The organism is uncultured Brachyspira sp., assembly GCF_944393015.1.
Classification (GTDB): domain Bacteria; phylum Spirochaetota; class Brachyspiria; order Brachyspirales; family Brachyspiraceae; genus Brachyspira.
In genome coordinates, this window is the sequence record NZ_CALXYQ010000010.1 from 1 (window position 1) to 11550 (window position 11550).

General features: G+C 27.9%; 14 protein-coding genes and 1 pseudogene. 4 read left to right on the forward strand and 11 right to left on the reverse strand.

Annotation, left to right across the window (positions count from 1 at the left end):
* Window positions 1–1209 precede the first annotated feature (1209 nt).
* The gene (locus Q0K19_RS05210) at window positions 1210–1338 is read right to left on the reverse strand and encodes a hypothetical protein (RefSeq protein ID WP_297246023.1); all 129 of its coding nucleotides are present in this window, start codon (window positions 1336–1338) and stop codon (window positions 1210–1212) included.
* Window positions 1339–1449: 111 nt separating this feature from the next.
* Here Q0K19_RS05210 and Q0K19_RS05215 point away from each other — a divergent pair, with 111 nt between their 5' ends.
* The 4 genes from Q0K19_RS05215 (at window position 1450) to Q0K19_RS05230 (ending at window position 4086) form a co-directional block, all read left to right on the forward strand.
* On the forward strand, window positions 1450–1962 hold the full coding sequence (locus tag Q0K19_RS05215) for an adenine phosphoribosyltransferase (RefSeq protein WP_297246025.1): 513 nt from the start codon (window positions 1450–1452) through the stop codon (window positions 1960–1962).
* Between the two features lie 112 nt (window positions 1963–2074).
* The gene (gene groES, locus Q0K19_RS05220; protein ID WP_008722116.1) at window positions 2075–2341 is read left to right on the forward strand and encodes a co-chaperone GroES; all 267 of its coding nucleotides are present in this window, start codon (window positions 2075–2077) and stop codon (window positions 2339–2341) included.
* A gap of 233 nt (window positions 2342–2574) precedes the next feature.
* Window positions 2575–3804: a hypothetical protein gene (locus tag Q0K19_RS05225; RefSeq protein ID WP_297246028.1), complete on the forward strand. Its 1230-nt coding sequence runs from the start codon at window positions 2575–2577 to the stop codon at window positions 3802–3804.
* Between the two features lie 3 nt (window positions 3805–3807).
* Window positions 3808–4086, forward strand: coding sequence for a hypothetical protein (locus Q0K19_RS05230; RefSeq protein WP_297246030.1), 279 nt, complete (start codon window positions 3808–3810; stop codon window positions 4084–4086).
* Window positions 4087–4093: 7 nt separating this feature from the next.
* On the opposite strand, the gene smpB is transcribed toward Q0K19_RS05230, so the two are convergent.
* From smpB to Q0K19_RS05280, 10 genes and pseudogenes are all read right to left on the reverse strand, one after another.
* Window positions 4094–4579: an SsrA-binding protein SmpB gene (smpB, locus tag Q0K19_RS05235; RefSeq protein WP_012671549.1), complete on the reverse strand. Its 486-nt coding sequence runs from the start codon at window positions 4577–4579 to the stop codon at window positions 4094–4096.
* A 124-nt stretch (window positions 4580–4703) separates the two neighbouring features.
* Complete coding sequence (locus Q0K19_RS05240; RefSeq protein WP_297246033.1) at window positions 4704–5369, reverse strand: DUF305 domain-containing protein; 666 nt, start codon at window positions 5367–5369, stop codon at window positions 4704–4706.
* A gap of 116 nt (window positions 5370–5485) precedes the next feature.
* Window positions 5486–5995 (reverse strand): ribosome maturation factor RimM, encoded by a 510-nt coding sequence (gene rimM / locus Q0K19_RS05245; protein WP_297246035.1) that lies wholly within the window; start codon window positions 5993–5995, stop codon window positions 5486–5488.
* The gene (locus Q0K19_RS05250) at window positions 5992–6234 is read right to left on the reverse strand and encodes a KH domain-containing protein (protein WP_014489041.1); all 243 of its coding nucleotides are present in this window, start codon (window positions 6232–6234) and stop codon (window positions 5992–5994) included. Before Q0K19_RS05250 ends, rimM begins: the two co-directional genes overlap by 4 nt.
* A 149-nt stretch (window positions 6235–6383) precedes the next feature.
* Window positions 6384–6626 (reverse strand): annotated as a pseudogene (rpsP, locus tag Q0K19_RS05255) (30S ribosomal protein S16); the annotation flags it as partial.
* A gap of 22 nt (window positions 6627–6648) precedes the next feature.
* The gene (locus Q0K19_RS05260; protein ID WP_047113031.1) at window positions 6649–8004 is read right to left on the reverse strand and encodes a signal recognition particle protein; all 1356 of its coding nucleotides are present in this window, start codon (window positions 8002–8004) and stop codon (window positions 6649–6651) included.
* 137 nt (window positions 8005–8141) lie between these two features.
* Entirely contained in the window at window positions 8142–9407 is a 1266-nt protein-coding gene (locus tag Q0K19_RS05265) for a pitrilysin family protein (RefSeq protein ID WP_297246042.1), read from the reverse strand.
* A 185-nt stretch (window positions 9408–9592) separates the two neighbouring features.
* The gene (locus Q0K19_RS05270) at window positions 9593–10720 is read right to left on the reverse strand and encodes a sodium ion-translocating decarboxylase subunit beta (RefSeq protein WP_297246044.1); all 1128 of its coding nucleotides are present in this window, start codon (window positions 10718–10720) and stop codon (window positions 9593–9595) included.
* A gap of 15 nt (window positions 10721–10735) precedes the next feature.
* Window positions 10736–11134 (reverse strand): biotin/lipoyl-containing protein, encoded by a 399-nt coding sequence (locus Q0K19_RS05275; RefSeq protein ID WP_297246046.1) that lies wholly within the window; start codon window positions 11132–11134, stop codon window positions 10736–10738.
* 91 nt (window positions 11135–11225) lie between these two features.
* On the reverse strand, window positions 11226–11546 hold the full coding sequence (locus Q0K19_RS05280) for an OadG family protein (protein ID WP_297246048.1): 321 nt from the start codon (window positions 11544–11546) through the stop codon (window positions 11226–11228).
* Window positions 11547–11550: the final 4 nt, after the last annotated feature.

Consider the following 11550-nt stretch of genomic DNA (forward strand, 5'->3'; position numbering starts at 1 on the left):
AGCAGAGAATGTTTTTATGAATGACAATGCTATAGTACCGATATATTTTTATTCTGAGGCACTTTTAGTATCTCCTAAATTAAAAAATGTAGAATATGATTCTCAAGGTTTATATAGATTTTTTAATGCGTATTTAGAGTAGTTTTATTTATTTCCAAGACGCACGGTAAGCGAATTTTTATATATAATTAAAGTTATATTTATAATTAAATTCATATTTAAAATTCATTTTATCGTGCGTTAAATACATTTTAAATTTAATTTAAACTTGGGCGGGTGCTAAAATTTATAAATAAACTATAAAGATAATGAAAGTTAAAAATTCTAAATTAGATAAAAAGAAATAAAGGGCGGGGTTTTTAAATATAGTTCAAAAATTATATTATTTTATATCAACTTTTCTCGGACTTCGTAAAAGCTGCAAAAGAACATATAGCAATGGGACTTAATTAAAAATTCTATCAGCATTAGATATGGAATTCCATCGATACGCAACATATTATTTTTACAAATTCATATTAAAACATTTATTTTATTATTAAGCTAAAAATTATAAATGAAATAAAAAATAATTTTTGAATTTTACTTACACTTGCCCACCCTCTAGGCTTTTTACAATAATAAGTAATTTTTGTATTATTTTTCTTTTTTACTTTTAACTGTTATTTTAACACCCACCCTAGATGTTAATTAAATTTTTTGTGCCTATTAACGCACGATTAACTTTTTTATAAATTGGGATTAATTTTATAATATAATCCTATTATGTTTATAATCTTCTCTGCGTGCGTAATATAACCTAATAAGCCATATTTTTTAATTTACTCATCAATTCAAAATTTCTTTTATAGCATTCTTTAAATACTTGATAATATTCAAAGTCAATTTTCACATTCTCATTAATTGAGTTATAGGCTTGTCATTGTAAGTTATAATATTTTTTACAGCATCTTCATAGCTTGAATACTCTTTATCAGAAACAGCCGAAGTTATAGCTGCCCCTAATGCGCCTGCTTCTTAATCTTTGAAATATAAATCTCCCTATTTAAAATATCAGTCTAAATCGAAGCCATACATCACTATAAGAACCTCCACCAGAATCTATTAATTATTGCATTTAATATTAAAATCATCAGTCAAAATCATAAAGCAGTCTTTTAAAGAATATACAACTCTATAACAGCAATTAAAATATGATATCTATATGATTTAAGTTAATACTAAAAACATATCAAAATCATAATCCTTTTGAGATAATACTGCCATTTCTATATTTGATGTCATTATTAAAGTTTTTACAGATGAAGTTCCTAAATCTATACCAATATAGTAATTCATAATTAGTTTATTAAAAGCAGTATTTTTTAATTGATTTTTTTCATAAAAGTATTATAATAAAAAGCTGTGTAATTGTTTACATAATTATTTTTAAATAAAACGAGGTGTTATATGGAGTTAAAAGACTATATAAGAAATATTCAAGATTATCCTAAACAAGGCATACTTTTTAGAGATATCACTACATTACTTCAAAATAAAGATGCTTTCAAATATGCAATAGATAAAATGGCTGAGCAAATAAGCAGCGAAAAAATAGATTATATAGTTGGAGCAGAAAGCAGAGGTTTTTTAGTAGGTTCAGCATTAGCTTATAAACTAAACTGCGGATTTATTCCTGTAAGAAAAAAAGGAAAACTTCCTTACAAGACTATTTCAGAAGAATATGCTCTAGAATACGGCACAGATACTTTATATATGCATGAAGATGCACTTAAAAAAGGCGATAGAGTTTTGATAGTAGATGACCTAATTGCTACAGGCGGAACTGCACTTGCTATGATCAAAATGGTTGAAAAATTAGAGGGTATAGTTGTAGGCTCTTCTTTCTTAATAGAATTAAAAGAATTAAACGGAAGAAAAGAAATAGAGAAATATCCGGTTCATGTTCTCATAGAATATTAAGGAATATTACTATTTAATCAGTTATTGACTTTTAACATTTTTTATTATAGAATATAGCAAAAATTATTAAAAAAAATTATCGAAATAAATACATTTTAAGGAGATATAAAATATGTCATCTATTAAACCATTAGCAGATAGAGTTCTTTTAAAAGTATTAGAACAAGAAGAAAAAACTTCAAGCGGAATACTTCTCCCAGATACAGCTAAAGAAAAAACTCAGAAAGCAGAAGTTATAGAAGTAGGAGACAGCGAAGATATAAAAGTAAAAAAAGGCGATATAGTTATATATGATAAATATGCTGGTATTCAAATAAAAGAAGGCGATACTGAATATTTAATAGTAAAAAATGAAGAGATAGTTGCTCTTATAAAATAATTAATAGCTATACAAATAAAAAATAAAAAGAACACTAATCTTTAAAAAAAAAGATGGTGTTCTTTTTTACTAATTAGGGTTTTTGGCAGTTTATATTATTGTTAATAAAACTTTTTCGTATCATAAAGAATTAATAAGGTTAAATAATATAACAAATTATATTATTTAATTTTATTAATTTATTCGATAATTAAATCATTAATTTCATTTCTTTAATCAGGAGATTTTTATAAATGCTAAAATATTTCATAATATTTCTTGCAATATTAAATATAGTGTATGCTCAAGATAATACCACTAACAAAGATCCTGAATATAAATTCACTTACGAAAAAGAAAATAATTTTACTATATATAAAGAAACAGATGAAACTAATGAATCAGATACTACAAATACTCAAAATGAAATATCTATAATGCTTGAAAGAAGAGGCTTTCCTCTTGTTAATAGATTGGTAAGATTCACATCATTACATCCTGATATGTTTGATTTTGAAATAGATGAAAATCAAAAAGAAGAAATACTTTTAAAAGAAATTGATGAAAATGAAGAAGCTGCAGTAAATACTAATGAATCAACTAATATGTATACCAATATATACGTAGTTCCTACAGATGAAAACGGAATAGCAAAGGCTAAATTAAATTTAAAAAATCCTGGAAACGGCGTTGTGCTTATGCATATACTTTATGTTGGGTCTACCGGAAATACAAATATATCTTATGAAGAATATGCCTATGTAAATATAGAAGAAAAAAAAGAAAATCGAATATCTTCAAAACTATTAATTGGAGATAGCGATGATGTAAATATTAAAAGCTCTGTATTAATAACATCAACTTTATTTCCGTCTTTATTTTTAGTATCTATAGCATTAATATTTATAAGCTACTTTAAACATATATATGAAGAATATAGAAATAGTAAATCTAAAATCATCATATATACTTTCTTTGGATTTGCATCTATAAAAAAGAATTTTGCTCTTATGATATTCATAATATTGACAGAGCTATTAATAGTAGCTTGTTTTCTGCTTTTAGATAGTTATATATTCTCTGTTATACTTATAGCATTCTTTATAGCCGGCTTCTTAATGAAAAGAGAAAAAATATATGCTATAGCCTTTTTTATACTAGCTTGTATTTCTACAATATACCTTTATCTTGAAACATTTTCCACTCATATTGCTACAGAATATATAGTCAATAATGCTGTTATGGGAAATCCTGTATTTGTGTTCTTTTTCTTTTTAATATTCACTGCATTAGCAGGAGGAATATATATACCTATATGTGTATTAATATTATATCAAACTGTATTTGTTATGAGTGATACATCTTTAATAACAGCTTTAATTGGAATATTTGTATCTTCTATATTCTATATCGTAAAAGTAAAAAAAAATATTCCTTTCCTATACAGACTTAATTTATTGAAAATAAAAGATAATAATAGGTAATATATGGTTTTTAATTTATTAAGAGACTTAGAACTGCTTTTATCCGATATAGTTTTTAGCGGCGTAAACAATATAGATTACAGCACTATAGACAAAATAGAAGTTTTAGCAAAAAGGTTTGAAAAAATGTCTATGGAAAATATAAAAAATTTATTAATGGAATTTATAGATTCATTAAAAAAATATAAAACAGATGAAGATAAAAAAACAAATATAAAAGAAGTATCAGACAATATTGCTAAAATAGAATTTTATATAAGAAACGCTTTATCTTATGAATAAAATTACTTTATCTTTTTATATATCTTTCCATTTCTCTATCTAAAGTCTTTCTTTTTAGAGTTTCTCTTTTATCATGAAGCTTCTTACCTTTTGCCAAAGCTAATTCTACTTTAACTTTTCCTCTAGAAAAATATAATTTAACAGGGATTAAAGTAAGACCTTGTTCTTTAATTTTTCCGTATAATCTTCTTAATTCCCTTTTCTTCATTAAAAGTTTTCTTTCTCTTAAAGGTTCATGATTATTTCTGTTTCCGAAATGATAAGGAGATATATGCATATTAACTATAAAAAGCTCACCCTTTTTGAAAGAGGCATAACTATCAGACATATTAACACTTCTCTCTCTAAGAGATTTTACTTCTGTACCAAGCAAAACGATACCTGCCTCAAATTTCTCTACAAGCTCATAATTAAAGAGAGCCTTTTTATTTTTTACTATTTCACCAGAAGAAATAGTATTGCTGCCTGATTTTTTATCCTTTTTACTAGCCATAATACATTACCATAATATTTAAGTATATAGATTATACTAAAATAAATAAATTTGTCAATTATTCAATATATACAAAAAGAGCCGGAATTTTTAATTCCAGCTCTTTTATCAAATTTTATAAATTTTAACTCATAGAATTAATCATATTATTCATATCTTCTATTTCTTTTTCCTGTGCTTTTATTATTCTGTTTGCTATCTCTTTTATTTTATCATCTTTAGTATATTCTAATATCTTTTTAGAAACATCAATAGCTGCCTGATGATGAGGTATCATGCCTTTAAGAAAATCTATATCATTATTTCCTGTCATTTCAATAGCAGACATATCAGACATCATATTGTCCATAATGATCTGCATTTCATTTCCTATAGCTTCAGTATCTATACCGCTGTAATCTGTATTTTTAGCATTTAATTCTTTAATCAATGCATCAAATTCTGTAACTTCTTTATTCTGTTCTGTTATTATATTATTAGCTAACTCTATTAACTTTTCATTTTTAGTAGTTTCTAATAATTTTTGAGAAGAAAGAATAGCACCTTTATGATGAGGAATCATATTAAATAAAAAATCAGCATCTATATTAGCAGTTTTTTGAAAATCCTGCTCCATCATAGGCTGATGCATTAAATCTATAATCTCAGAACCTCCTCCTTGATGCATAGAATGAGCTGAATGATCCATACTGTTTGTATCTGCTGCTGCATTGGAATTATTTTTTCCTGAGCATGATATAAATAATAAAGCAGCTAAAGAAATAATAAATGTTGTTATAATTTTTTTCATTTTCCATCCTTTTATTTATTTTTTATCATTGATTTTTATTCAATCTAATAACTTTTATAATATGAAAAAAGTAAAAAATTATAATGATATTAAAAACTATATCTAATTAAACAATATTAATCATCATCAAATATAGGTTTCTGTATTATGCATATAGTTTTATTGATTTTATCAGAATCTCCGAAATATGCTTTAACGAAAGGTATTGAAACTATATTATTATTTTCTTTTAATTTAATTTCAAATACATAATTAGAAGGAAGGCTGTATACATCAATTATCTCACCATAAATATTATTATCAGTATCTATGATTTTGTAGCCTATTAATTCGGCCTCATAGAAAGTATCATCATCTAATTGAGGCAAATATGAAGAATCTATAAATATGTCAAGCCCTATTAACTTTTGAGCAAGTTCTATAGTATTTATATCTTTTAATTGGAACACAAAAGATTTGTTCTTCTTTTTGACATTTAATAGAGTAAATGTTTGATTGTTGATGATAACAGGCGTATTGTTAGTTAAAACAGGAAGAGAGGTAAAATAACTCTTATCAGAAAAAGCAATTTCTACCTCTCCTTTTAAACCATGTAAACCTGTGATTTTGCTGTAAAAAAAAATCAATTGTCAATAATCTCAAGCATTACACGTTTACCACTTTTCATGGAAGCTGCAAAAAGAATAGTACGTAATGCATGGGCAATACGACCTCTTTTACCTATAATTTTACCTATGTCGCTTTGGTTCACTTTCAATTCCAGAATCGTACTCTTCTCACCTTCAATAACCTTAACACTAACACCATCGGGCTCATCCACTAATTTTTTAGCCAAATACTCAATAAGCTCTTTTTCTTCCGTCATAGCACACTCCTTTATATATTATAAGACGTAAATTAAGCTTCGCTCTTCTCCTCAGCAGATTCAGGCTTAGCTTGTTTACGATGTTTGCGCCTTTTTTCAGGATTTTTCAATGCTCTTTTTTTCTTTCTTTCAAGAGGAGCACCTTTATCTTTTTCCATTAAGCCTTCTTTTACAAGAATGCTTTTTACTACATAAGTTGGCTGTGCACCATTAGAAAGCCATTTTTTTAAGCCTTCTATGTTCAACTTATATAATACATCTTTAGCTTTAGGGTTAAACCAACCTAGCTCTTCAATAAAACGACCATCGCGTGGGAAACGAGCATCTGCAGCTACGATACGATAATGAGGCTCATGTTTGCGACCTATACGTTTTAATCTTAATTTTACCACCTTTCTTTTCCTCCAAGTTTATTTACATTAATTTGTTTAAATCATCTATAGACATACCCATACCCTCTAGGGACTTTGCGAGCTTATCCATCTTTTTAGTACTGCCCATCATGTTTTTCATCATAGTAAATTGCTTTATAAGCTGATTTACATCATAAACACTTTGACCGCTTCCTTTAGATATTCTCATCTTTCTTGAATTATTCAAAGGAAATAGGGCTAATCTTTCTTTTTTAGTCATTGACTGTATAATAGCTTTATACTTTTTAAATTTCTCTTCTTCACGGATTAAAAGTTCTGTATCTACATTAGCCATACCCGGAATCATAGATGTCATTTTACTGAGTCCGCCCATTTTAGCAGTAGCTTCTATCTGCTTCAAGAAATCATTATAATCGAAATTATTCTCTATAACTTTCTGAAGCATTTCCTGAGCTTCTTTTTCACTTATAGCAGCACGGGCTTTTTCTACCAATTTTACTATATCGCCCATACCGAGTATTTGTCCTGCTACTCTCTTAGCATCAAATACATCAATATCATCTAAATGCTCACCTACTCCGACAAACTTAACAGATGAACCAGTGGCATATTTTAGAGATAAAGCGGCACCGCCTCTAACTCCGGAATCGAATTTTGTAAGTATAACACCATTAATTCCAATATTGTTTTGGAAACTTTTAGCAACATCATAAACACTTTGACCTGCTGTAGAATCCACAACCAATAATTTTTCTGTAACATTAGCAGAGTTTACAACACGTCTTAGTTCAAGCATCATTTCTTCATCTATCTCTAAGCGTCCTGCAGTATCCACTAATATCATATTATACTGCTCTTTTTTAGCAATTGAAAGTGCTTTTTTAAGTATTTTATATGCTTTTTTCTCTTTAGTGTCTATATGATAAGGAACACCAACTTCTCTAGCCAAAACGGCAAGCTGTTCCATAGCGGCAGGTCTATGAACGTCAAGTCCTACAAGCATAACACGTCTTTTATCTTTATAATACTTAGCTAATTTAGCAGAAGTAGTAGTTTTACCAGAACCCTGAAGTCCGAAAAGCAAAGTTATAGTAGTTTTCTCAACAGGCTCTAATTTTAAACCGCTTTCACCCTCGCCTATCATATTAACCAAAGTATCATGAACATCGGCTACAAATTGATTAGCAGGCTCTACACCTTCTAATTTTTCTTTTCCTATAGCTCTGTTAGTAGCTTCTTCAAGAAACTTATCTGCAGCTTCTAAAGATACGTCAGCAGACAAGAGTGCTTCTTTTATAGTTAATAAACTATCTGTTATATCCTTATCTGTTAGGACTTTTTTTCCTTGTATTTTAGAGAATACATTAGATATAGATTTAGTTAAATTACCAAACACTAAAAAACAACCTTATAAACATATTAATTCCTAGTAATATTATACATAATATATTTTTAAAGTCAATATTTAGCACAATTTTACAAAAAATTACATACGATAATAAAGAATATTATAATACATTTAATACATTAACATCAGTTTAATTTAAGTTTACTGCTTAAAGCCTTACTTATATCTTTAGTTCCTTTTGCTCCTACAGATGTTAAAAAGAATTTTTTATTCATCAATTTTTCATCTATTACTTCATTAACTAGTTTCAAATCTATTTTATCTATTATATTATAAAGCTCTTTAAATGAAATATACTTAGATGAATACAGCTCATGTCTGGCATTTTTATTCATTATAAACTCTGCACTGAATTTACTGAAAGCCATAGAACCTTTATAACTCTCTTTTGCCTCTTCAATCTCTTCTTCTGATATCCTTTCATTAACCAATCTTTCTATTTCATAATATATGCTTTCTATAGTTTCTGCATATCTGTCCAAACTAGTAGAACCATGTATCTCAAATGTACCGCCGTTTATAAAGCTGGAATTATAACTATATATATTATAACAAAGTCCTTTATTCTCTCTTATTGATTGAAATAATCTTGAATAAGAACTTCCCCCGAATATATCATTAACTATATTCATAGCATATCTTTTTTTATTATCGCAGGCATTATACGAAGGTGTTACTAATGAAAAATAAACCTGATTAATTTCTTGTTTTTCTTTAGTGATGGTTTTATAATAAAAAGGAAGCTCATCATTAACCGTTCTAGTTCTTTTTTCTAATTTTATTTTTTCAAGTCTATCTACAGCATAATCAATATCAAAATTGCCGGCTATAGATATAATTAAATTATTAGAATTAAAATGCTCCTTAAAATAAGAATAAATTTTTTCTCTGCTTATCTTTTTTATATTATTAATATTTCCTCCTATAGGAAAACTCATAGAAGTACCTTTATAGGCAGCAGCAAAAAATTGATTAGCTGATATTTCTTCAGGGGTATCATTTGACATTTTAAGCTCTTCAATAATAACCTTTTTTTCTCTGTTTATATCATCTTCTCTAAATGCAGAATGAAGCATAATATTTTCTAAAGTATCAACTGCCCTATCAAAATATTTAGATATTATGTTAATATAAAATGAAGTTAAATGTCTTGAAGTAAAAGCATTAAACATGCCTCCTACACCTTCTATATTTCTAACAAGTTCTTTTGAAGTAATTTTATCAGTTCCTTTAAAAAGCATATGCTCTATGAAATGGGTATAACCATTTTCTTCTTTTTTCTCATTGGCACTTCCTGTTAAAAATATAAAACCTATAGATACGGTATCAAGCATCTGCATTTTTTCTAAAATAACTCTTGTACCGTTTTTTAACGTTAATCTTTTTACCATATTTTTTCCATAAATATTTTTTATACTAAAATTATTATATATTAATTTTATAATTTTCGACAGTGTAATACATAAAATATAACACTAATGATTTTTATATAAAAAAAACCCTATTTAAATCAATAAATAGGGTTAAGCATTGTTTAATTATTAATTTATTTTTTATCTAATCGTATGATCTCTAATCAATGAAAGAATGTAAGAAGTATACCCATAACAATAGCACCAGATATTATACCTGAAATATTAACTGCCATCGCATGAAGAAGAAGACAGTTAGATGAACTATTCTCCTGTCCGTAAACATGGGCACCCCAAGCAGGAATAGGAAAAGCACTTAAACCTGCAGAACCTATTATAGGATTAACTTTTCCGCCTGATAATATATTAATAACTTTAGCAGCAATTATACCTATAGTAGTGCTTAATATCAATGACAATAAACCAAAAGCAAATATTATCACTGTATTTAATGTCATAAAATAATCAGCTGAAGCGGAAGAACCTATTGCTATACCTATAAGCATTGTAAGTATTCCTGTTAAAGATTTCTGCAAATTGATTGAGAAATTTTTTATAATATCTGATTCTCTTAAAATACTTCCGAATAAAAGAGCAGCTATAAGAGGAAATGAGTTTGCCAAAAATATTCCGCAAAGTCCCATAGCAATAACTGCAAATATGATTTTCTCTCCTCTTGAAACTTGTCTTAAATAATTCATAGGGATTTTTCTTTCTTTTGTAGTAGTTAAAACCTTTGTAAGTCCTGACTGAAGTAAAGGAAGAAGCTCCATATAAAGATAAGCAGACATAACAATAGCAGCAAAATATTTAGGTTCTGTGATCAAAGAAGCCATATACATAGCCAAAGATCCGTCAGCAGCACCTATAATTGCAGTAGCAGCAGATAAATCTTCTCCCAAATTCAAAGAGCTCATAATATAAAATACTACAAGTATGCCAATCTGAGAACTAGCACCTATAAAGAAATTCTTAGGATCAGCAAGCACAAGCCCTAAATCTATCATAGTACCAACTGCAAAAAATACAAGTACAGGATAAACTCCGCTGTCTGCACCGCTATGCATTAAACCCAAAAAACCGCTTACTACATCTTCTGTCATTTTAGGAAGAGGCATATTAGCAGCAAGTATTGCAACTCCCATAGGAAGAAGAAGCAAAGGCTTTTTCTTATAATATATAGACATATATATAAGATATGCTCCTAAAAGCATCATTATAATTTGGGCTACAGTTGGCGGATAAAAACCTGTAAGTAAATTGTTAAAATCCAAACCTAAAGCTTTATTCATATTCACCCCTTTATATTACTTGATTTGTAATATAACCTGACCCTCTACAACTGAAGAACCTTTTTCAACATGTATAGATTTTACTTCACCTGAAGCAGGAGCTGTAATTTCATTTTCCATTTTCATAGCTTCTAATGTAGCTACAACCTGACCTTCCTGTACCTTATCTCCAACTGCAACACTGAATGATACTATAGTACCAGGCATAGTTGCTTTTACTGATATAGCATTCTCATCTATTGGAGCTGCCGGAGCTGCTGCAGGTTTTGGTGCTGGAGCTGCTGCAGGTTTTTGCGTATTTACTGGAGTACTAACTATAGTAGATACTGTTTTATTTGAAGCTACAGGTCTTATCTCCTCTACTGATACATCATAAGTTTTTCCATTAACTGTGATTTTATATTGCTTAGTCATAATATTATTCTCCAAAAAAATATTTATATATAAAAAATCTTTCTTTAAAAACTCTAATAAATAAAATTAATAGAGTCTTATAATTTAATTATTATTTTAATTTATTTACTCTGTCTACCATTCCCCATATAGGAGTTTTAGATTCTTTAATAGATGTAATAATAAATCTATTATTAGACATACCTGTATAGGATGATATTGCAGCTGTGATCACTGCTACAAGTTCAGTATCATCTATTAAATCTTCTTCTTTAGTTTTACTTTCCTCTACTACTTTTATAATTTCTTCTTCTTTCTTTATATTTCTAGTTTTGAAAATCATTCCCAAAACTAAAGACAATATATAAAAAACTAAAGCAACTATAAAAACAGACATTATACCAAATACGGTAATAGCTGCATTATGTTCCATTCAA